19 protein-coding genes are annotated in these 21,996 nt (G+C 60.7%); 10 read left to right on the top strand and 9 right to left on the bottom strand.

Annotation, left to right across the window (positions count from 1 at the left end; all coding sequences use genetic code 11):
• The first annotated feature begins 28 nt into the window (after window positions 1-28).
• The gene (locus ASF13_RS21130) at window positions 29-1,321 is read left to right on the top strand and encodes an MFS transporter (protein WP_056241350.1); all 1,293 of its coding nucleotides are present in this window, start codon (window positions 29-31) and stop codon (window positions 1,319-1,321) included.
• 127 nt (window positions 1,322-1,448) lie between these two features.
• On the opposite strand, the gene ASF13_RS21125 is transcribed toward ASF13_RS21130, so the two are convergent.
• Complete coding sequence (locus tag ASF13_RS21125; RefSeq protein ID WP_056241347.1) at window positions 1,449-1,742, bottom strand: SelT/SelW/SelH family protein; 294 nt, start codon at window positions 1,740-1,742, stop codon at window positions 1,449-1,451.
• A 315-nt stretch (window positions 1,743-2,057) separates the two neighbouring features.
• Between ASF13_RS21125 and ASF13_RS21120 the strand changes: the two genes are divergently transcribed.
• Complete coding sequence (locus ASF13_RS21120) at window positions 2,058-2,927, top strand: ABC transporter substrate-binding protein (RefSeq protein WP_056241344.1); 870 nt, start codon at window positions 2,058-2,060, stop codon at window positions 2,925-2,927.
• Window positions 2,928-3,000: 73 nt separating this feature from the next.
• Here the strand turns inward: ASF13_RS21120 and ASF13_RS21115 are convergent, their stop codons facing one another.
• Window positions 3,001-3,396 (bottom strand): cupin domain-containing protein, encoded by a 396-nt coding sequence (locus ASF13_RS21115; protein ID WP_056241772.1) that lies wholly within the window; start codon window positions 3,394-3,396, stop codon window positions 3,001-3,003.
• Window positions 3,397-3,819: 423 nt separating this feature from the next.
• Here ASF13_RS21115 and ASF13_RS21110 point away from each other — a divergent pair, with 423 nt between their 5' ends.
• The 5 genes from ASF13_RS21110 to ASF13_RS21090 all read left to right on the top strand — a co-directional run bounded on the left by ASF13_RS21110 (window position 3,820) and on the right by ASF13_RS21090 (window position 7,845).
• Complete coding sequence (locus ASF13_RS21110) at window positions 3,820-4,245, top strand: hypothetical protein (RefSeq protein ID WP_200929802.1); 426 nt, start codon at window positions 3,820-3,822, stop codon at window positions 4,243-4,245.
• Between the two features lie 454 nt (window positions 4,246-4,699).
• Window positions 4,700-5,275, top strand: a complete 576-nt coding sequence (locus ASF13_RS21105) for a peroxiredoxin (RefSeq protein WP_056241340.1) — start codon at window positions 4,700-4,702, stop codon at window positions 5,273-5,275.
• A 26-nt stretch (window positions 5,276-5,301) separates the two neighbouring features.
• Window positions 5,302-6,552, top strand: a complete 1,251-nt coding sequence (locus ASF13_RS21100) for a protein-disulfide reductase DsbD (protein WP_056241337.1) — start codon at window positions 5,302-5,304, stop codon at window positions 6,550-6,552.
• 116 nt (window positions 6,553-6,668) lie between these two features.
• A complete protein-coding gene (locus ASF13_RS21095) occupies window positions 6,669-7,226 on the top strand; it encodes an RNA polymerase sigma factor (protein WP_056241769.1) in 558 nt (185 codons plus the stop codon).
• Window positions 7,210-7,845 (top strand): NrsF family protein, encoded by a 636-nt coding sequence (locus ASF13_RS21090; protein WP_056241334.1) that lies wholly within the window; start codon window positions 7,210-7,212, stop codon window positions 7,843-7,845. The genes ASF13_RS21095 and ASF13_RS21090 overlap by 17 nt, the downstream gene beginning before the upstream one ends.
• Before the next feature lie 39 nt (window positions 7,846-7,884).
• Here ASF13_RS21090 and map read toward each other — a convergent pair whose 3' ends face one another.
• Window positions 7,885-8,673, bottom strand: a complete 789-nt coding sequence (gene map / locus ASF13_RS21085) for a type I methionyl aminopeptidase (RefSeq protein WP_056241333.1) — start codon at window positions 8,671-8,673, stop codon at window positions 7,885-7,887.
• Between the two features lie 80 nt (window positions 8,674-8,753).
• Between map and ASF13_RS21080 the strand changes: the two genes are divergently transcribed.
• Window positions 8,754-9,662 (top strand): DMT family transporter, encoded by a 909-nt coding sequence (locus ASF13_RS21080; protein WP_056241330.1) that lies wholly within the window; start codon window positions 8,754-8,756, stop codon window positions 9,660-9,662.
• A gap of 103 nt (window positions 9,663-9,765) precedes the next feature.
• The gene (locus ASF13_RS21075; RefSeq protein ID WP_056241327.1) at window positions 9,766-10,347 is read left to right on the top strand and encodes a flavin reductase family protein; all 582 of its coding nucleotides are present in this window, start codon (window positions 9,766-9,768) and stop codon (window positions 10,345-10,347) included.
• Between the two features lie 15 nt (window positions 10,348-10,362).
• Here the strand turns inward: ASF13_RS21075 and ASF13_RS21070 are convergent, their stop codons facing one another.
• The 6 genes from ASF13_RS21070 to ASF13_RS24540 all read right to left on the bottom strand — a co-directional run bounded on the left by ASF13_RS21070 (window position 10,363) and on the right by ASF13_RS24540 (window position 20,111).
• Window positions 10,363-13,086: a DEAD/DEAH box helicase family protein gene (locus ASF13_RS21070; RefSeq protein ID WP_056241323.1), complete on the bottom strand. Its 2,724-nt coding sequence runs from the start codon at window positions 13,084-13,086 to the stop codon at window positions 10,363-10,365.
• Window positions 13,073-14,986 carry a hypothetical protein gene (locus tag ASF13_RS21065; RefSeq protein ID WP_156365635.1) on the bottom strand — a complete coding sequence of 638 codons (1,914 nt, stop codon included), beginning with the start codon at window positions 14,984-14,986 and terminating at the stop codon, window positions 13,073-13,075. The genes ASF13_RS21070 and ASF13_RS21065 overlap by 14 nt, the downstream gene beginning before the upstream one ends.
• A complete protein-coding gene (locus tag ASF13_RS21060; protein WP_056241319.1) occupies window positions 14,983-16,332 on the bottom strand; it encodes a hypothetical protein in 1,350 nt (449 codons plus the stop codon). The genes ASF13_RS21065 and ASF13_RS21060 overlap by 4 nt, the downstream gene beginning before the upstream one ends.
• 81 nt (window positions 16,333-16,413) lie before the next feature.
• Window positions 16,414-18,513 carry a peptidase domain-containing ABC transporter gene (locus ASF13_RS21055; protein ID WP_056241315.1) on the bottom strand — a complete coding sequence of 700 codons (2,100 nt, stop codon included), beginning with the start codon at window positions 18,511-18,513 and terminating at the stop codon, window positions 16,414-16,416.
• Window positions 18,506-19,792, bottom strand: a complete 1,287-nt coding sequence (locus tag ASF13_RS21050) for an HlyD family secretion protein (protein WP_056241312.1) — start codon at window positions 19,790-19,792, stop codon at window positions 18,506-18,508. Before ASF13_RS21050 ends, ASF13_RS21055 begins: the two co-directional genes overlap by 8 nt.
• Before the next feature lie 103 nt (window positions 19,793-19,895).
• Entirely contained in the window at window positions 19,896-20,111 is a 216-nt protein-coding gene (locus ASF13_RS24540) for a hypothetical protein (RefSeq protein WP_156365634.1), read from the bottom strand.
• A 1,228-nt stretch (window positions 20,112-21,339) separates the two neighbouring features.
• Between ASF13_RS24540 and ASF13_RS21045 the strand changes: the two genes are divergently transcribed.
• Complete coding sequence (locus tag ASF13_RS21045; protein ID WP_056241309.1) at window positions 21,340-21,972, top strand: aldolase; 633 nt, start codon at window positions 21,340-21,342, stop codon at window positions 21,970-21,972.
• Window positions 21,973-21,996: the final 24 nt, after the last annotated feature.

Here is a 21,996-nt window from a genome sequence, read left to right as displayed (position 1 = left end):
GGCACCTTAAATATAACAGGTACCCTCTATGGAACTTTCTCAGGTTAACGCCAGACCAACCCGCAGGCGTTATTTAACGCTGCTGATGATTTTTATTACCGTGGTGATCTGCTACGTCGATCGCGCCAATCTTGCCGTGGCCTCCGCGCACATTCAGGAGGAGTTTGGCATCAGCAAGGCGCAGATGGGTTACGTCTTCTCCGCCTTTGCCTGGCTCTATACGCTGTGCCAGATCCCCGGCGGCTGGTTCCTTGACCGCGTAGGCTCGCGGCTGACCTACTTTATCGCCATCTTCGGCTGGTCGGTGGCGACGCTGCTGCAGGGCTTTGCCACCGGGCTGATGTCGCTGATTGGCCTGCGGGCGATCACCGGCATCTTCGAAGCGCCGGCGTTCCCGACCAATAACCGGCTGGTGACCAGCTGGTTCCCCGAGCAGGAGCGCGCTTCGGCGGTGGGCTTCTACACCTCAGGCCAGTTTGTCGGCCTGGCGTTTCTGACCCCGCTGCTGATCTGGATCCAGGAGCTGCTGAGCTGGCACTGGGTGTTTATCATCACCGGCGGCATCGGCATTATCTGGTCGTTTATCTGGATCAGATACTATCAGGCCCCGCGTAAAAGCGCCGGCATCAACCAGGCCGAACTTGACTATATCCGCGACGGCGGCGGCATGATCGACGGCGATGCGCCGGTGGAGAAAAAGACGCGGGTGAAGATGACCGCGGCGGACTGGAAGCTGGTGTTCCATCGTAAGCTGTGCGGCGTCTATCTCGGACAGTTCGCGGTGACCTCGACGCTGTGGTTCTTCCTCACCTGGTTCCCTAACTACCTGACCCAGGAGAAGCAGATCGCGGCGCTCACGGCCGGCTTTATGACCACCGTACCGTTCCTCGCCGCGTTTGTCGGGGTGATCCTCTCCGGGATGGTGGCGGACCGGCTGGTACGCAGCGGCCGTTCGATCGGTTTTGCGCGGAAAACGCCGATTATCTGCGGCCTGCTGATCTCCACCTGCATTATGGGCGCGAACTACACCAACGATCCGCTGTGGATCATGGTGCTGATGGCGGTAGCGTTCTTTGGCAACGGTTTTGCCTCGATCACCTGGTCGCTGGTCTCGTCGCTGGCTCCGGTGCGGCTGATTGGCTTAACCGGCGGCGTATTTAACTTCGTTGGCGGGCTGGGGGGCATCACCGTGCCGCTGGTGGTCGGTTATCTGGCGCAGGATTACGGCTTTGCCCCGGCGTTAACCTATATCTCCTGCGTGGCGCTGCTCGGCGCACTCTCCTACATCCTGCTGGTGGGCGACGTGAAGCGGGTCGGCTGAGTCGACTCCTGCATGCGAACCGCCTGCACACCGTGCAGCCCGTGTGGCTGCACGGTGCATAATCCTCTCCTGAAACCGCAGGTCAGCGCTGCGCAACAGCCCCCCTCGTCACGCCGCTGACAGGCGCTTACTGCGCCGCCTGATGCTTATCAATATGCCCCAGATCACGCTCCGGCCAGCACACCGCGCGCAGGCGACGTTTGATTTCAGCGGCGTCCGGGAAGCCGTTATCCGTTTTGCGATCCCAGATAAGTTGTTCGTTAACATGGATCTGATAAATGCCGCCGGTGCCGGGCACCAGCGTCACCGCGCCGAGATCGGTGCTGAAGGTGTGCAGCAGCTCCTGCGCCATCCAGCTGGCGCGCAGCATCCAGTTGCACTGGGAACAGTAGTTAATGGTCACAACGGGCAGGGTACTCATGGCTGAACTCCTCGGAAGGGGGCGGCGATCGCGGTTAAACAAGTCTCTGTAGTCTAACGTTTTAGTGCCTGGCTGTCGCGCAACACAGGCGGCCTGCGGGATGACGCGAATAAATGCTTTCTTCCTCTGACGATTCCCCGATTTCTTCTTTGTCCCGCCGCCTGCGGTTTGCTATTGCTGAGAGAGGCTACTCAGAATTCAGAAAGGAAACGACATGGAAATCTACTGGTATCTTACCGTCCCCGACGGGCCGCAGCCGTGGACGGCGGACGGCAGTTACAAAACTGACTACGACGGGTTTAAGAGGGTGGCGTCATGACGCTTCGTATTGGCAGCCACCCGGACAACCTGTCGCTGTTTATTCTGCGCCATCGCGGCGTGCTGGAGAGCGCGCTGGCAGACGCGGGCGGGGTGGCCTGGGTGGACTACCTGCACGGCGGCGACAGCGCCAGCCTGCTGAGCGATGGACGGCTGGACGTGGCCGGCACCGGCTCGACGCCGCCGGTGATCGCCGCCGGCAACGGACTGGACGTCGCCTATCTCGCCGCCTCGCCGGATCGCGGGGCCAGCTGCGCGCTACTGGCGATGAAGGAGGGGCCATACAGAAGCCTCGACGACCTGCGCGGCGCGCGCATTGCCTGTATGCAGGGCTCGTTTACCGATCGCTTTATCGCCCGCCTGTTGCTGCAGCAGGGGCTACGGCTGGAAGACGTCACGCTGGTCGATCTCAACGGCAGCGATTCGGCGCGCGCGCTGCGTGAAGGGCGGGTGGATCTGTGGGCGGCGATTGACCCCTGGCTGACCGCAGCGCGGGATGCTAAAAAAATCCGCTGCGTGGCCCAGGCCGACGATGCGATCGCCAACCGCTCGCTGTTCTGGTGCCGCCGGCGCTGGCTGCAGCAGCACGAAGCGCTGGCGGAACCGCTGCTCGACGCGCTGACCGCCAACGATCGCTGGATCGCCCTGCATCCGCGCCAGGCAGCAGAGCTGCTGCACCAGCACCTGCCCGGCGCGGTCAGCGCAGCCCACTGGCTGACGACCATTGGCGCGCGGCCGTGGGGTATTCAACGGATGAACGATGCGCTGCTCGCCGGGCAGCAACGGCAGGCCGACGATCTGTTGGCCGCCGGATTTATCACCCAGCCGCTGGCGATTGCCGGCGCGGTGGTACAGGAACCACGATGAAAAAGCAGAGAACGCTGGCCGATGGCTGCCGCATTGGGAGGATCCCCTGACAGGTCACCCGGGGTTGTGAATGTTATTGCTGATACTGCTCATCCGTCACATGCTCCAGCCAGTCAATGGCGCTGCCGTTCACCTCCTCAGCAATCGCCACATGGGTCATGCTGCTCTCCACTCCGGCCCCGTGCCAGTGTTTCACGCCGGGGCGGATCCATACGCTGTCGCCTTCGGCGATCGGCTGCGCGGCTTTTCCCCACTCCTGCACCCAACCCTGGCCGGCGATCACGATCAGCGTCTGCCCCAGTGGATGCGTATGCCAGGCGGTGCGCGCGCCGGGGCTGAATGACACGGTAGCCCCGCTGACCCGTGCCGGTTCGGTGGTTTTAAACGGCTGGTTAATCTTTACCCTACCGCTGAAGTAGCTGGCCGGGCCATCGGTGGTGGGGGTGCTGGCTTTTTTCGTTACGTCGATCATCAGAAATCCCTGATTAAAACAGATCACAGCAGCCAGTATGCCAGCGGTAACCTCGTCGGCCTTATGACAAATTTTTAGTTACTGTGCAAAAAAATGAATGAACCGGGCGTTTCACTTTCTCTCTGTAACTTCATATTATTGATGTGATTTATTATCTCGCTATGACAACGTAATTTTATAGATGAAACCCTTGAAGTGCCCAGGCTGCTCGCAATAGCATCAGTGAGAACGTTACTCCTGGAGGGTAGCGCATGTTCCTCATCGATTTCAGGTAACGCAGCGTGGCAAAGTATCAAATCGTGTCGATCCAAAACTGGCCTGCCTTCGTTTTTAACAACGTTTCTTATTCACTGTCGCATCTGGATGCGCATGAGATCGGTTTGAAAGGCCGAAGTCAGACTTACACATTTGTGGTGACCTATGGCCTTCACTGCCATCGCAAAGGATGCTACTGCCTGGAATATCTCTTTCCGCTACGAAGATGGTCGCGAGAAAATAGCCATATGTATGGAGCGCTATGAGGCTTCAAAACAGCTAAGACATATCCTGAAGAATCTGCCTGCAATGAATTTGTATCACACGGCGGCTGAGAAATTTTTCACGCTGGACATGATGAACAGCGCCACTGGACAGGTCGAACCTTATAAAATTTGTATCGCCTTCTACAAAGAGAAACGCCTGCTAAGGATGCACATTCTCTCGGCCTTTTTTGTGCGTGAAGGACCCGGAGCACCGGGTGTGCCTGTACCTAACAAGTCGGTGAGTATCTTTAAAATTGCGATGGACACCGCAAAACGCCCGAAAACAGCGGCGATGCCAAAAGAGGCACGAAACCGATACCGGTAAGGGAACGTTACAGCACAGAGAGATTAAGGCGCTGAGCAAACAGCTGAAGATAGTGTCAAAAAAGAGAGTCAAGGCAGGAAGGGGAAACTATTCAGATCCTGAAAGAATCGACCCCCTTGCGGGGGTCTCAGCCGCCTTAGGGCGGGGCAGGACACTTTACCATCATGGATGAACCCGTTATCGGGAAGTGGGATGCGATTCCGTTGCCGAAATCCCTGTAACCATCCAAAGACAATTTTAACCCGTTCCCTGAGAAGACTCAACCAAAGGTTGAAAAACAACCTAATCAACTCGCCCCCTTGCGCATTAAAGTTCACTTTAAGGGGGCGTCCCCTTCGCCGGATACCTCACTTTTTTAACTTTTTATGCATTCCTGCGAAACTTTCTGCGCATGCTGGCGAACCATAGAAGAAAGCATACCCTTAATCTGAATCTTATCTGACAGGAGTGGACTATGACCCGCATGAAAAAAATGTTCTCCGCACTGACCGCCACCGCCGTTCTGGGCTTGTCCGTCGCTGCGCTGCCGGCGCAGGCGGCACTTAAGGCCGGTGAAAAAGCGCCGGACTTTACCCTGCAGGCGGCGCTGGGCGGCAAGCCGATGAGCTTCTCGCTGCAGCAGGCGCTGAAGAAAGGGCCGGTAGTGCTCTACTTCTTCCCGGCCGCCTTTAGCGCCGGTTGCACCATTGAGGCACACGCCTTTGCCGAAGCGACCGACGGCTTCAAAAAGCTCGGGGCCAGCGTGGTTGGCGTTACGGCCGGCAATGTCGATCAGATCGGCGAGTTCTCGCGCCTTGAGTGCCGCGATAAGTTTGCCGTCGCGGCTGACCCGGGCGCGAAAGTGGCTACCGAGTACGATACGTTGATCAAGCTGGCAGATAAAACGCTCTCTGACCGCACCTCCTATGTGATAGCTATGGACGGCAAAATCCTGCTCAGCTATACCGACCGCAACCCGGAAACGCACATCGACAAAACGATGGCCGCCGTGAAGCAGTACAGCGAAACGCATCCCGCTAAAGCACTGTAACCCGCAACATCATCGAGGCCAGCATCATGTTAACCGCCATGCTGGCCGCCTTTGCAGGCGGCCTGATCCTGAATTTTATGCCCTGCGTTTTCCCGGTGATCTCACTGAAGGCGCTCAGCCTGCTCGGGCAGCAGGGCAACGCCGCGGAAACGCGTAAAGAGGGGCTGGGCTTTCTGCTCGGCGTGGTGGTGACCATGCTGGCGCTGGCCGCGCTGTTGCTGGCCCTGCGCGCCGGCGGTACGGCGGTCGGCTGGGGCTTCCAGCTGCAGTCTCCGCTGGTGGTCGCCGCGCTGGCGCTGGTGATCCTGCTGGCTGCCGTTAATCTGCTGGGGGTGTTTGAAGTCGGCTTAACGGCACAGCGTGCAGGAGCGCTTGAAGGCGGCAAGGGTACCTTTACCCGCTCGGCGCTGACCGGCGCGCTATCCATTATCGTCGCCACGCCGTGCTCGGCGCCCTTTATGGCCGGCGCGGTCGGCTATGCGCTGGTGCAGCCGACCGCCGTGGCGCTGCTGATTTTCCTGATGCTGGCGCTCGGCTTCGCCGCGCCTTTTGTGCTGATTTCGCTGTTCCCGGCGCTGGCGCAGCGGCTGCCGCGTCCCGGCGCCTGGATGGCGACGCTGCGGCGCGGGCTGGCATTCCCGATGTTTGCCGCCTGGGGATGGCTGGTTTGGGTGCTGGCGCAGCAGGCGGGCACCACCGCGCTGGCCGCGCTGCTGGCGGCTTCGGTGGTGGTCAGTTTTGCTGCCTGGATCTACGGCATTGCGCAGCACCGCCAGTTTGCCGGGCGCAGCTATAAGGCGCTGCTGGCGGTGGCCTCCGTGCTGCTGCTGGTGACGGTGATCCCGCTGCCGGGGGTGATGAAGGTCACGGCAGCGCCGACGGCGTTAGCCACCAGCACGCCACCGGCGGGGCAGGAGAAAACCACGCCCGTCGCCTGGACGCCGCAGGCGCTGAGCGAAAACGAGGGCAAAGGTCGGCCGATTCTGGTTAACTTTACCGCCTCCTGGTGTATTACCTGCCAGGTGAACGAACGCACGTCACTCTCCACCGCCGCGGTGAAAGCGGCGCTGGCGCGCACCGATACCCTGTATATGGTTGGCGACTCAACCAAATTTAACCCGGATATTGACGATATGCTGACGAAGTTTGGTCAGGGCGGCCTGCCGTTCTACCTGGTCTACCCCGCCAGCGGCGGTAAGCCGGAAGTGCTGCCGCAGGTGCTGACCCCGGCGATTGTGGTCAGTGCGCTGGAACGTGCGGCGGCGAAAAAAACATAACCATTCTGCGCGCCTGCGGGCGCGCCGGATTTCGTGAGGAAGGGAATGCCAGCGTGACCGTCGCAGAGCAAGAGAGTTCGCCACAGCCCGCGCCGCGTGAAGCGTGGCCGCGGCTGATGGCCCGTGCCCAGCGCGGCGACGGCCAGGCGTACGCCCGCCTGCTGACCAGCCTGCTGCCGGCGATCCGCGCGCTGATACGGCGGCAGATTGCCGATCCGCTGCTCACCGAGGATGTGATCCAGGACGTGCTGCTCAGCCTGCACCGGGTGCGGCACACCTACGATCCGCGCTGCCCATTTTTACCGTGGCTGACGGCGATCGTCTCCGCGCGCAGCACGGATGCGCTGCGACGTCGCGGCCGCGATCGCCGCTGGCACCCGGCTGCTGATGGCCCGAACGGTGACGTGAGCGAACCGCCAGACGCGCCGGCGGCGCGCGGTGATGAGCCGGGATTTTCCCTGCATCAGCGCGACCGCCAGCGCGAACTGCAGGGCATTCTCGGCCAGCTGCCGCTGCGCCAGCGTGAGGTGGTGGAAGATATTCATCTGCGGGAGATGAGCCTGGCCGAGGCGGCCAGTAAAAGCCAGCTGAGCGTCGCGGCGGTGAAGTCGCTGCTGCATCGGGCGCTGACCACCCTGCGGCGCTATGGAGAAAAAAATGACCGATCATCGTAAACTTATCGCCGAACTGAGCCGTGATGCCGTACCGGTGCGGCGGCCGCTTACCCGGCCGTGGCGGCTGTTGAGCTGGCTGTTGATCGCGCTGCCGTGCGGCGCGTTGATGAGCCTGCTTTCCGCCCGGCCGCTGACCGACTGGTCGCAGCCCGGTGCAGAATGGGCGCTGCTGCAGCTGGCGCTGTGCCTGCTGGCCGGGCTGTTTGCCATGCTGCAGGCCTTCACGTTAAGTATCGCCGGACGGCGTAAGCTGAGCTGGAAATGGTTACTGCCGCTGGCCGCTGGCTGGCTGCTGGCGCTGCTGATGGGGCAGGCGACCGCGACGCTGCCGTCGGCCGATCATGATGCCAGCAGCTGCTATCGCTTTATGCTGACGGTCAGCGTGCCGATGGTGCTGATAACGCTGCTCTACCTGCGGCGCACCCGCACGCTCTATCCGTTACAAAGCCTGGCGGCGGCCGGTTTTGGCGTCGCCTGTATGGCGATGGCGCTGCTGATGCTGTGCCACCCGGTGCATCAGCATCCGCTGGATCTGCTGCTGCACGTCGCCGCCTTTATCAGCATTATCGCGCTGACTCTCGTCAGCGGCCGCTGGCTGGTTGGCCTGCCGCGTTCCTGAGGGCAGCCCGGCGGCAGCCCTCAGGAACGTTAACCGCTATTACACCGGCGAGTAATCACCCAGCCCGTCCGGCCACGGCGTTAACAGATCGAAGCCGGTTTCGGTGACGGCAACGGTGTGCTCCCACTGCGCCGACAGTGAGCGGTCTTTGGTCACCACCGTCCAGCCGTCGCCCAGCACGCTCACCGCCTGCTTACCGGCGTTGATCATCGGTTCAATGGTGAAGATCATCCCCGGTTCCAGCACCATGCCCTGGCCCGGATTACCGTAGTGCAGGATCTGCGGTACGTCGTGATAGATACGGCCAATGCCGTGGCCGCAGTACTCGCGCACCACGCTGAAGCCGCTGGCTTCGGCCAGCTTCTGGATCGCGGAGCCGATATCGCCTAGGGTGTTGCCAGGGCGCACGGCGCGGATACCGGCCAGCATCGCCTCGTAGGTGACTTCAACCAGGCGCTTTGCACGAATCGACGGCGTGCCGACGTAGTACATGCGGCTGGTATCGCCAAACCAGCCGTCGCAGATCAGCGCCACGTCAATATTGACGATATCACCGTCGCGCAGGCCTTTCTTATCGGTAGGGATGCCGTGGCACACCACGTGATTCACCGAGGTGCAGACGGTTTTGGTATAGCCGTGATAGCCGATATTGGCCGGGATGCACTTCAGCGTGTTGACGATATAGTCGTGGCAGATCGCGTCGAGCTGCTCGGTGGTGACGCCCGGACGCACGTGTTCGCCGATCATCGCCAGCACCTGCGCCGCCAGGTTGCCCGCGGTACGCGCCTGTTCAATCTCCGCCGCGGAGTGGATTTTGACTTTTTCCATCTCAATTCTCGTATTTCAGTGTCTGATAAGGCATTTTAATAGATTCAACGAGTTAATTGAAACACTGATTCAGGGATAGCATGGAAAAGGTGAATGCACGTCAGCGCTGGCTGGCGGAGGGATTACTGGTTTGCGTGGCGGCGGGCTGGGGAATCGGCTTTCCGGTGATGAAAAGCGCGGTGGATGTCTATCCGGTGCTGATGGTGCTGTTCCTGCGTTTTCTGCTGTCGACGCTGCTGATGCTGCCACTGACCGGCAAAAAACTGCTGAGGGTGCAGCGCAGCACCCTGATGACCGGCGTGCTGCTGGGGACGTTACTGGGCGCGACCTATCTGTTACTGATCTTCGGGCTGCAACAGACCTCGGCGGCCAGCACCGGTTTTCTTGCGGGCCTGAATGTGATCTGGGTGCTGTTACTGGCGGCGCTGCTGGCCGGCCGTTTCCCCGGTGCAGACGCCTGGCTGGCGACCGGCTGTGCGCTGCTCGGGCTGGCCCTGATGTCAGACATCAGCAGCCTGCAACTGCGGCAGGGCGATCTGCTGGTGATTGCCGGCTCGTTTTTCTCTGCCCTGCATATCCTCGCGCTGGACCGCTGGAGCGGCCGTCACGATACGCTGACGCTGACGGTGATTCAGATTGCTACCATGACGGTGATGATGCTGCTGGCACTGCTGGGCACCGGTCAGCCGCTGTTCCCCGACCATGTTGACACCTCGCTGCTGACCGCACTGCTGATAACCGCCGTCTTCTCGACCGTATTTGCCTTCTGGGTGCAGACCCACTATCAGCGCTTCACCACCCCAACGCGGGCGATTCTGATCTACAATCTTGACCCGGTATTCTCCGCGCTGTTTGCCGTCTGGCTGCTGCACGAAACCCTGTCTGATAACGTACTGACCGGTGGCGCTTTTATCCTGCTGGGCATGTGCCTGCCGGGGGTGTTGAGTACGTTTGTACAGCGTTATCGTGTCAGGAAGGTTGCAAATTAACCATTCCGGTGAACGGCGGCCTGACGAGAAAATAATGATGGGTGTCCGATAAACATAGGATCGAGATTGAGTCGACTTCACTAATCAAAAGAGAGCTGTCCTGATGAACAATACGTTTATTCGCCCCGTAGCCTTAGAAAAATCCTGGCGTTTAATTAACCACGGGCCGACGGTGCTGGTCTCCGGGCGGCATGACGGCGTGGACAATGTGATGGCCGCCGCCTGGGCTACCGGGCTGGATTTCAATCCGCCGAAAGTGCTGGTGGTGCTGGATAAAATCGCGGTGACGCGCCAGCTGATTGAAGGTAGCGGTCAGTTTGTTCTTCAGGTGCCGACGGTGGCGCAAATCAAACTGACCCACGCGGTGGGCCACAGCAGCCTGGCCGACCAGCCGGATAAGCTGGCGCGTCACGGCGTGGAGCTGTTCGGCTTCGACGGCTTCGACCTGCCGTTTGTTGCTGGCTGCTCCGGCTGGCTGGCCTGCCGCCTGATTAACGAGCCGCATAACCAGCAGGCGCACGACCTGTTTATTGGTGAAGTGATCGGGGCCTGGGCCGACAGCCGGGTGTTCAGCGACGGTCACTGGCATTTCGAACAGGCGGACCCGTCTCTGCGCAGCCTGCACTACGTGGCCGGCGGCCAGTTCTACGCCACCGGCGAGTCGCTGAACGTAGCGGAAGAGTGACCGGGGCGAGGGCGGTCAGCCCTCATCCTCCCGCAGCGCCGGCCAGGGATCGATCGCGCTGGCGTCAGGATCGGGCTGGCGCAGATAGTCGCGCCAGCGGCTGCCGTCCACCTGCATATCAATCTCGCCGCTGAACGCCTGGACGCGGCAGGCATCTACCCGCTTTTCCACCTGGTGTTTGGCGATGATAAAGCGCGCCAGCTGCTCCTGGTCGAAGGAGTTTTCCAGATAAGGGTAGTTAATGGTCAGGCGCGTTTCCCCCCGCTGGCGCAGCTGATGGTTTAGCAGCCCGAACAGCCGATCCACCCGGCCGATACGTTGCTCATTTGCGCCTGGTGTCCAGGCCAGCCCGTAGTGGTGCACCTTACGGCACTGCAGGTGCAGGTTAACGCCCTCCTGGAACACGGCGGTGGCGACCAGCACGTTGGGGTAGAACGGGCTGTTAAAACCGATTTTCAGCGGCGTCCGGTTGCCCGTTTCACCGCTGGCAAAGCGGGCGGGGCTGTGCATGCTGCTGATAAATGTCCAGGGCGTATCGCAGTCTTCCAGCGAACGCGAGACGACCTTTGTGCACAGCGCCTCAAAGGTGCGCAGCGCGGCGGAAAAGTAGTTAAAAAGATGCGACCCGGCGATTTTCGGTTGCACAAAGCGGATAAAAGCGCGGTATTCGCCTTCAACGCCTTCAGCTTCTCCCCGTTGCTGGCGCTGCCGCCAGAAGCCGGTGTACCAGCAGTATAGCTCGATCATTACCGGGCTGGCGTAGAGGAAACCGCTTTGCAGATAGCGGGAAAAGTTCTCCACGATGCGCGGGTTTGTCTTGCGCCAGTCAAGAATTTGCTGCTGCTCAGATGCGATCAGCAGCGGCCAGACCAGTGCCCAGGCGGTGGTGGCTGGCTGGCTGATGGGGAGCCGCCGCTGCACTGCCTGTTGCCCGAGCAGGCGGTAATGCTGCGCGGCCAGCACATAGTTAATGCGATCCCGATCCTGTTCAGCAGCGTGATCCCCCCCTGGGTACTCAGCCTGGCAATAGTCCGCTGCCGGCTCAAGAAACAGAGCAAACAGGCTCTCTTTTTTGCGAAAGCGCTGGCGCACGTTGGCGCAGTCGCTGCGGTTTTCTTCGGGGTTACCCCCTTTTTTTACCGTAAACAGATCGGCGATGCGCGAACCCGTAGCATCGTCCTCCCGGTGCGGCAGGTCGTGGTCAGCGTCGGCATCATATTCATCCTGGTAGACAGGATCGGTAACAGCTGCGGTCTCAGATCTCGTCCTGGCGCGTTTTTTACCGGTACGGGAGGCATTCTGCGACACCGCTGACTGCCAACGAACCATCCCGTTAAACCAGCTGCGTGACCATTTATCCTGGTGCCACTGCGCAAGATTTTCCGCCACCTGGTCTTCCGGCAGCCAGGCCTCCAGCAGCAGCCGTGCCTGCTGGCGGTCATAATCATCATTGATGCGGCGGGTTAATTCGCGCACGGAGGGGATACGGCGTACGAACACCAGATGCTTATGCTCTTCGATATTTTTGCAAGGCGTCAGCGGATCGCTGGCGCGGCAGAGATCGACCAGCTGCTGATATTTCGGGTGCTCCGGCACACTGCCGGTGAATTTCTGATGAGCCTCTGTCAGCTGCTGCAACAGTGAGGAGTCGGGTGCCTGATGCCACGACTGCCCCTGATTATCATTGTCAGCCTGTTCGGTCGGACGCTGCGGGGTGGTGGACTCAAACCCTTCCAGATATCCATAGAAAAAACGACGTGGCGCGTCGGCCTGCTCGTTCTCTTTTAACAGCAGCTTATGGTAGAGCGCAAAAAACAGCTCCGCCCGTTCGTCACCGGCCAGTGAGGCAGGAAGCGCCCGCTCTTCACGATAGTGATATTTGTTAAACGCTTTCCCCCCGGCACCGGACAGAATACGCATCCGCCGGATGGCGAAGCGCCGGAGCAGCTCGTCCGCATCCGGCAGGCTGTTACTCCCTTCAGCGGCGAGAAAGTAGCTGAACATATTGGGAATATCATCCAGCGAGGAGTAGCTCGGCGTGGCGGTCATCAGCAGCACCTGCTGACTCAGCGGCTGCGCGGGGGGGCCGAACAGTCCGCGCGCGGCAGATGCCCGCTGGCTGCCGCTCCACGCGTGGCGAAAATAGTGCGCCTCATCAATCACCAGCAGGTCAAATCCCTGTGCGCCCAGCGCCGCTTTAAGCCGCTGATGGATCCGGCTGGCGGCCGTAAAAGCAGCCTGAGCACGATCGTCGGTGGTCTCTTTCTCCGCGCTGCTCAGCAGATGGCTCAGCGCATGGATAGTGGTGATACAGAGCTGGCTGCTGCCGGCCTGCACGGCGGTGACCAGGTCCTCCAGCCGGTAAGCCACGGTAAGCGCCGGGCAGAGCGTCTTATCCCGGACGTGCTTTGCGAAAAAGGTAGCAAATTCCGTCTCCCAGTGCTGGCAGATATCCCGGTTCGGTGCCATGACCAGCACCTTAGCCGCGGGGTTCTTCTGCCAGTTCCACGCCATCACGGCCAGCGCCTGCAGCGTTTTGCCCATGCCAACTTCATCTGCCAGCAGGGCCAGCCCGCCAGCGTGCAGGCGGTTAAGCAGTCCGGCAACGCCTTCTGCCTGGCGGTCAGCCATGCTGTTACCGCCCGGTTGCGGCAGCCAGTCCGGCTGGCTGAGGTCAAAATTGATCCGTTCTGCGACCTGTACCACGCTAACCGGTTTGTCTTGTTTACTGTTTTTCATAACCGCAGTTCTTCTTAATCCAGCGCTGATATTGCGGTGACACTGTCACCGGGAGTTTTAAGGAGGGCAGTGCCAGGCGCGACCACGGCAATCCGGACAGCTCCGGCCACGCTTCTGCCAGCTCCCCGGCATGGTTTACCAGCGAACTTAACTCCTGAATCAGAAACCAGCGGAACAGTGGGCTGGGGTGCGCCTGCGGCTGACGTGCAAAGGCCACCAGTTCAGCCAGGCCGCCGGGAAAACCAAACGTCTGCTGGTAAAAGGCCTGGCCGGTTGCCGCTGCATCCAGCCTGGTGCGCAGCTGTGAGCAGGCCAGAAACAGGCCGTGCCACGACACGGTATCCTGCGCGGTGTCTGTTGCATGCTCCACCGGAGAGCCATCCGTTTCCAGGTTTTCTGCCAGACCGCGCAGCAGCAGGCTGTCCGACTGCTGCGGGTCGCGCTGTAAAATCAAATCCTGCAGCAGATCGTTCAGCGAGGCATAACCCTGTGCCGGGCGGCAGTGCGGATGGCTCTCCACGATCGGCCCGGAAAACGGAACTTCACGCCTGCGCCACGCCTGCCAGGCACGATCGTGGAGCAGTGCGGTGTTATCGGCCACGTGCAGCGTTGTCGGTGAGATCAGGCGGAAGCTGTTTTTGCCCTTGCTGCGGCGCTGCGCCCACTCCAGCGTCAGGTTGCCCTTAACGCCCGGCAGATGCAGCCGGTAACCGCTCTGCGGTTTACCCTCCGCCCAGCTGCCGCTGATAGTGTACTCACCGCGCTGCCAGTCCCAGTGCACCTGCAGGTCGAACGGTGGCGGCAGCGGCCAGTCCGGGCCAAGTGCTTCCAGCTGTTCAGGGCTGGCAAAGTGTACCTCTTCCGGCGGCAGGGCGGCCCCGGCGATCGCCAGACCGACCGGGACCGTCTGCACCACCCCGGCCTCAATATTGTGACCCACGCCGCTGGGGGTGAAATTCCACGAGCCGGTGGCCATTCTGGCGCGTTCACCGTCGTGCAGATGCCAGATCTTGGCGTGCATCAGCTCGCTGTGCGGCTGTTGCAGCGGGTTATGACAGAAATGCAGCTTCTCTTCTGCCATCAGCTCCAGCAGCGCTTCGCTCCGGCGGGTGCGGTAAACGCGGCCGTCCACCCGATCGCTGACCAGGCTGACCGACAGGCTGGCGTTATGACTCTCTTCCGCCAGCTGTTGCCAGAACCCGGCCAGATCGGCGGCCAGGTAAGGCGACCAGACCGTCAACCTTCCGCGGCGCATACCGCGAAACAGGGTGCTGAGAAAACTACCGGGCTGGAAGCTGTGAACAAATCGCCAGCCCGTCTCCCCCGGCAGATAGCGACAGCGCGGGGGCAGGCCGCCTTCGTGCTGGCTCTCCTGCTCCTGAAACGGGCGCAGCGGGGCAAAGAAGTCGAGAATGGCCTGATACTGCACCCGCGCACTCACCGGATAGAAGCGAAACACCTCCTGATTGCGGCCCCAGCCGCCCAGCGTCAGGTTTGCGCTGCCGGTGCCGAGGATCGTCTCGCCGAGGCCGTTCTGCAACAGGATCACCTTGGGGTGAAACAGGGTATGCCGATCCGGCGTTATTTCAGCATCCGGCCACTGCAGCAGGCGGGGAGCCACCGGATGAATCTTCAGCGCGGTGCGCTTCACCTGGTCGCTGCCGGCCAGCCGGTGATCGCAGAAGATGCGCAGGTCGAGGCCGCTCTCATTGAGTCTGCTCTGCAGCAGCTCATAATCCATGCGGGTAACTGGCTCCACTTCGCCATCCAGCACACGCGGCAACAGGTATTTTTCAATAAACGGGATGTTGAGGTTAAAGCTGGTCATCCACACCCGGACGAGCGGAGCCCGGCTGCGCAACGCCGCCAGCTGCTGTTCAAATTCGGTCAGCAGTTTCACGGTGTGTTCCCCCATAACCCCTGCAGCAGATACTGAAACTGCGGCAGGTAGTAACTGTTTTTCCAGCGGCCTGGCAGCTGCCGCTCCTCCTCGTCGACTGCGGCTGAGAGCACGCTGACGGCGTAACGGCCGGGGGCGGTCTCCCGCAGCCAGGGCAGCTGACCGCGCAGCGCCATCACCCGTTGATGCCAGCTCAGCAGCAGGGCAATCTGCTCTGCCAGCGTACCGGCGCGGGCAATGTCCAGCAGCTGCCTGCGCCGCTCGCCGGCGGTGCTCTCCGCCAGCCACGCCACCTCGGCCTGTTCCGCCTGTACGGCCAGCGCAGGCAGGGTCTGCGCATCCCGCTGCATCGCGCGCCAGTCGGCCTCAATCTGCCGCAGGCTGTTGTGCCGGCGGCAGGTCAGCGTGCGGAACAGCAGATCGATACCGGTCAGCAGCGGTTCGGTCAGGCGGATATCATCCAGCCGCTGGCGTGCATCACCGGCAGGCAGTGCGGCACGCGCAAGCCTGAACACCTCAGCGTTGTGCAATGCGGTGGCCGGCGGCCACTGCAAAATGACGTCGCCCAGCGCACCGGCGGCGGCATCATCCAGCCCGGTGACCTCCAGCCAGAATTCACGCGCGTAGCTGCCGCAGTGTTCCCGCGAGCGAAAAGCCGCCACGTAGTGTGCGGCCAGCGCCGGATCGCACTGGCTGAAGCGGGCGATACGGCGGGCAGCGGGCAGCGCCAGCTGCTGCTGCAGGTGGGTTACCAGCGCGGTAAACAGCGGATGCAGCACGCCGCCGTGCCCCAGCAGCACCTGCGCCCTCTGCCAGACGGCGCCGCTTTCCGCGCCGCTGTAGTGGTAGTGCCGGTCAAAAAACTGCATCTCCATCATCGGCGTTTTATAGCGGCCGCTGATGCCCAGCAGCGTCTGTCGTTCCAGCAGCCAGCCGTCCCCCCGATGGCTGAACAGCAGCCGCTCACGCTTCTCCAGCCGGTTTTTCTGCCCCATGCGGATGCCGGGAACCCCGCTCAACACCACGTCCTCGCGATCCTGCGCGCTGAGCATACTGTAAACAAACAGGTTCTCCAGGTACGTCAGGCAGGCGTGTTTAAACGCCAGGCTGTTGAGGTCGGGGTAGTCCGCCGGGGTCAGGTCGCCGGATTCGGTAAGGCGTTTGATCACCGCGTGGTGCAGCAGATTGAGGGTATACTGGCGCACGTCGTTTGAAATCGAGCTGAGTCGGTGGCGAAAAACCCGCTGCCCGAACGCAGACCAGATAACCAGGTTGCCCAGCGGGTCGCTATTGATTTCTGCCGTCAGGCGCTGATCATATTCGGTAAGAAACTCCGCGAGTTGCATCCTTTCATGACTCCCTTATCACTGTGATAAGGGAGTATCGGCAGCCGGTGGAAATTCCTGAATCCGCCCGTGCGTTCGCCGTCAGCCCAGCGTCATTACCCGATCCGCCGAGGCAATGGTCGAAGGCCGGTGGGCGATGATCACCCGGGTGATATTCAGCCCCTGAATGGCGGTGTTAACCCGCGCTTCGCTGTCGGTATCCAGGTGGCTGGTCGCCTCATCGAGAAACAGGATCGCCGGGCGGCGGTAGAGCGCTCGGGCGATCAGCAGCCGCTGTTTCTGGCCGCCGGAGAGGCTGCTGCCCAGCTCGCTGATCAGCGTCTCATAGCCCATCGGCATGCGCATAATATCCTCGTGGATCGCGCTGCGCTGTGCGCACTCCAGCAGCCAGGCCTCATCCTTCTGGCCGTCGAAGCCGGCAATATTATCGGCGATCGAACCGGCAAACAGCGTGTCCTCCTGCAGCACGCAGGCGATGCAGGCGCGGTAGTTATTGCTGCCCGCCTGGCTGATATCCAGACCGTTAAGCCGCACCTCGCCAACGGTGGGCTGCAGCAGACCGGTGAGGATCTTCATCAGCGTGGTTTTGCCCTTGCCGGAGGGGCCGGTAATCGCCAGGCACTCGCCGGGAGCGACGCTGAAGCTCAGTTCGCGGAACAGCGGCGCGGAGAGCGCATCGTACTGGAAACCGAGGTTGTGCACCTCCAGCCCGGCCGGTTCGCCGGGGCGCAGCAGCGGCCGGTCCGGCTGTACCGGTTCGGTTTCGGTCAGCGCGATGTCGGCGATGCGTTCGGCGTGCAGCGACAGCATGCGCAGCTGCAGCAGCATTTCCAGCAGGTTGGCGGTGCGCTCCGAAAACTGCCCGCGGTAGGTGTTGAAGGCGACAAACATCCCCAGCGTCATATGGCCGTCAATGACCTGAGTGGCTCCCAGCCACAGCAGGGCGATCTGATCCAGGGTGGCGATTAGCGTGCTGCCGCCGCTGAACAGCATCTCAAATTTGGCCTTGCGCACCCCGACGTTGGCGGCGTCGATATTCATATTCAGCCAGTGCTGCGCCCGGGTGCCGGAGAGCCCGAGCACCTTCAGCGTGGTGATGCCGTACAGGGTTTCCATAAAGTGCGAGCCGGAACGGGCATTTTTTACCAGCATCTCTTCCGAGATCTGCCGGTAACGCTGATAGGTGCTCAGGCGGAACAGGCAGTAAATCGCGGTGAATGCCAGCACCACCCACACCAGCCAGCCGCCGTACAGTACCATCATCACCAGCAGCCCGATGGTCATCACGCCGTCCATCAGGCTGTTAACGACGTTGGTGGTCAGCGTGGCTTTCAGCGTATCAAGGGAGAGAAAGCGCGACTGAATGTCCCCCAGCTTGCGCTTTTCAAACCACGCCAGCGGCAGCGCCATCAGATGGTCAAACAGCCGTGCCTTCCACTGCACGTCGATCAACGTGGTCATCACCAGCGTGGTCCAGGATCGCACGATGCCCATGCCGGTGCGGAACAGCACAAAGAACAGCAGGCCGAGGCAAATCAGCGTCAGCAGGTCGGCGTCCCGCGCCGGGATCACATGGTCCATCACCAGCTGCATCCCCACCGGCAGCAGCAGGTTAACCGACTCGATCATCAGCGCCAGGCAGGCGATTTTGGTCAGGGTGGCGGGCAGGCCGCTGATGCTGCCCATCAGCGAGCGGATGCTGACGCGTTTCTGGCGTTTCTGACGGGTGAATTCACCGTCCGGCCACAGCTCCAGCGCCACGCCGGTGAAGTGCTGCGACACATCGTTCAGGCTCAGCACCCGTCGCCCGGAAGCCGGATCGTGGATAATTACCTGGCTGCCGCGCACGGCGACCAGTACCACAAAATGGTTCATATCCCAGTGCAGGATCGCCGGGGTTTTCAGCGCCGCAAGCTGGTCGATATCCAGCTGCAGCGCGCGCGATTTCAGATTCAGCGCGCCGGCCACCGCCATCAGCGTGCGCAGCGTCACGCCGCGGCTGGAGACGTCAAACCGCTGGCGCAGCGTCAGCAGGTCGGTATGCAGGCCAAACCAGCCGCAGACCATTGCCAGACAGGCCAGCCCGCACTCGGCGGCTTCGGTCTGGATGATTTGTGGCACGCGGCGTCGCAGGCCCAGGTGCAGGCGGCTGGCCAGTTGCTGCACGTCTTCTTTATTCATTGACGGGTCCCGTGATGCTTTTCTTCAGGCTGTAATAGGGGGAGAGCATCCACTGATAGAGCGGGCGTTTTTCCAGAAACAGCGTCGACTGCGCCTGCATGCCGCTGGAGAGCACCAGCGGCTGGCCCTGCCAGCTCAGGCCACCGTTATCCAGCGCCACCGTGGCCTTATACCAGGAGCCGTTAACCCGACCGGCCGGGTCGCGCGGCACGCTGGCCCACCCCTCCAGCTCACGCACCGGCACCGGCGCAGCGGAGACGGAGACAATGCGGCCGGGGAACTGGCCGTACTTCTCATAGGGGAAGGCGGCATAGCGGATATTGATGGTTTCCCCCGGTGCCACGTGCGGGCGGCTGTCGTCGGGCAGCCAGGCGACAAAGAGCACGCTGGCATGCGAGGAGGGCACCAGCTGGATCAGGCTGTCGCCGGCGTTGACCATCTGCCCTGGCGTCACGCTGAGCGAGGAGACCACGCCGCGGGTCGGGGCGATGATCATCCGGCTGCCGCGCGCGCCGGTCTCTGCCCGCTGGCGCGCGAGGTCATCACGCTGATAGCGCGACTGGGCGATCTGATTATCGAAGTCGGCGGCTTTGGTCTGCAGCTCGCTTTTCAGGGTGGTGATCTGCAGCGACTGTTGCAGCGCCTGCGAGTTCAGGCTCTGAAATACGCTCTGCTGCTGATAGTAGAGGTAACGCTGGTTATTCATCTGATCGGTGTTGATCAGCCCCTTGCGCAGCGAGGCTTCATAGGAATCCCGACTGGCACGCATCGCCTGCAGGCCTTCGCGGGCCGTGGTCACCATCCCCTCCAGGCCCTGCTGCGCCTGCTGATACTGTTTCAGCTGTTGTTGCAGGCTGGACAGCGTTTCCCGTTTGTTGCTCTGCAGCTGGCTGATAATGGCGTCCAGCTGTTTCGTCTGCTGTTCGAGGATGGTGAGGGTGGTGCCGCTGACGCTGCCCGTGTCGGTCACCTGGCTGACGTCCAGCTGGTAGAGCGGCGTACCTGCGTTAACCTGCTGACCGTCGGCCACCAGCAGCTTTGAGACGATGCCCTGTTCCGGGGCAAACAGGTTGATGGTGCGCGGTTCGGTGATGATTTCACCGTTAACGGTAATGCGGCGGGTGTAGGTACCTGAAATCAGTAAGGTAAGCAGTGCGATGATAAAGCCGGCGGTCAGCAGCAGGGTCAGCCACAGCGGCCAGCCGTTCAGCAGCAGCACCTGGCCGTTCCAGCGGCTTTGCTGATGCTGCGTCACCTCCGGGCGAAACTGTATCGGCATGGCATATCCCTGGTCAGATGTTCTGTGGCAGCATAGCATACTAAAAAAAGCCCCCGACGCGGCGGAGGCTTTTTTTCCTGAAGAGGATGTTTGACGGGCAGTATCAGAACAGCAGTTTGCCCAGCAGGCCGCCAACGCCAACGGTCGCCGCCTGTACGCCCGGCAGCGCCACGGTGACGCCCTGGCCCGGCGTGACCTGGACGACAGAACCGAGGTTGAGACCTAAGGAACTGGTTAGCCCCACTACGCTACCCAGGAGACCGCCACCTGCAACATCATCAATTTCTGTTTCAGTTAATTCACGAATGGTTGAAGTCATTTCCACTACTCCGCAATAAACTTGATGTGCCTGATGACTGAGCATCAGGGGAGGTAAGCCATTAACAGCAGGCTGAAAAGAGCATAGCAGAACGGTTGTTAGCAACCAGTCTCTGTGGCGGAGTTTTGGCTGTGTTTATGAGACTGGCGGTCAGGTGATTTATGGAAATCATTAATTTTATGACTGTTTTGGTGATACAGGTGGGGTGATAAATCATAAAAAATACTATTGAATTATGGAATGGTGATAGAAGGGCTCGTTGCCTTTGTGATCGAGAGTGCCGGGCCTGTCAGCGGGCGACCCTGCGCGGGTTATCCTGCTCCGGGCTCATCCCGCTGCCTTCCCTGATAATCGGCTTTTGGGGGGGGGCTGGTGCTTTTTTAGGGCTCGTTGCCTTTTAGATCGAGAGTGCCGGGCCTGTCAGCGGGCGACCCTGCGCGGGTTATCCCGCTCCGGGCTCATCCCGCTGCCTTCCCTGATAATCGGCTTTTGGGGGGGCTGGTGCTTTTTTAGGGCTCGTTGCCTTATAGATCGAGAGTGCCGGGCCTGTCAGCGGGCGACCCTGCGCGGGTTACCCCGCTCCGGGCTCATCCCGCTGCCTTCCCTGATAATCGGCTTTTGGTGGGGGCTGCTGCTTTTTTAGGGCTCGTTGCCCTTTAGATCGAGAGTGCCGGGCCTGTCAGCGGGCGACCCTGCGCGGGTTATCCCGCTCCGGGCTCATCCCGCTGCCCTCCCTGATAATCAGCGATGGCGTTGGCTGAGTTATTCCTCGTCGCATATTGGATCGGGGAAGAAGCTTGCACCTTAATTGCACGGGTAATGGGGAAGAATGGTCCGGCGGGGTGCAAAATTGATGAAAATAATGTTCCTTTACTGGCTTTGTGCACATTTTTGGGGCGGGGAGAGCATGCGTGCGTTTATTTTCGGCAGAATTTAGTTAACCCTGCATTATGTTTAACTCCAAAACCATAAGAAAATAGAATGACCTGATTTATGTGATGCTGCCTGCATTTTTTGATCGTCTGTAATTTTCGATTTTAATTATTTTAACGTTATGTTTTTGAATGATTTTCGTCACTTCAACTTAATCAAGGTATGTCATTTTATTGTGACAGATCTCACCTTTTCCATTAATTCCCTCCGCAGAAATTGATTGCCAGATTAATTTTTAAAGTGATAAAACATTCTCATTCGAGAAATCATTATCACAATTACGACGAGGTAAGTTATGGCACTTGAAACTGCAGAGGTTCGTATTGCCCCGCGCTGGACGCGGCCATCTTCCGAGTGGCTGGAAGCATTTTCCGCGTTTCCGGTAGCCAATATCGGTGATGCGATGGAACGGCTGAGTATGTGTGATGCCGGGATTGTTCCGCTGGCCGGGCAGAGCCAGTTTTGCGGGTTTGCGCTGCCGGTACAGGTGACCGCGGGCGATAACGCGGCGGTGATTATGGCGCTGGAGTATATCGAGCCGGGTGACGTGATGGTGATTAACGGTATGGGCCACACCGACCGGGCGCTGGTGGGCGAACAGCTGACCCAGCGTTTCCAGCACGCCGGGGCATGCGGGCAGATTATCGACGGCGCGATCCGCGATCGCAGCGTGATTGAGTCGACCGGTTTTCCGACTTTTGCCCGCGGCACCACGCCGGCCGGTCCGTATAAGAATGGTCCGGGTGTGATTGGTGAACCGGTGGCGATCGGCGGCGTGGTGTGCTGCGCCGGCGATATCGTGGTCGCCGATGCCGATGGCGTGATTGTGATCCCGTTCTGGCGCGCCGCCGGTGTGCTGGAAAAAGTCAGAGAGGTGGCTAAGCGCGAAGCGGAGATGACCGCCGAAGTCACCCGTCAGTACCGCTAGCGGAATACGCCGTGCCGGTTCAGC

It is taken from the genome of Erwinia sp. Leaf53, assembly GCF_001422605.1.
Classification (GTDB): domain Bacteria; phylum Pseudomonadota; class Gammaproteobacteria; order Enterobacterales; family Enterobacteriaceae; genus Erwinia.
Note: the sequence above shows the minus strand (reverse complement) of the source record. Positions and strands in the feature narration are given on the sequence as shown.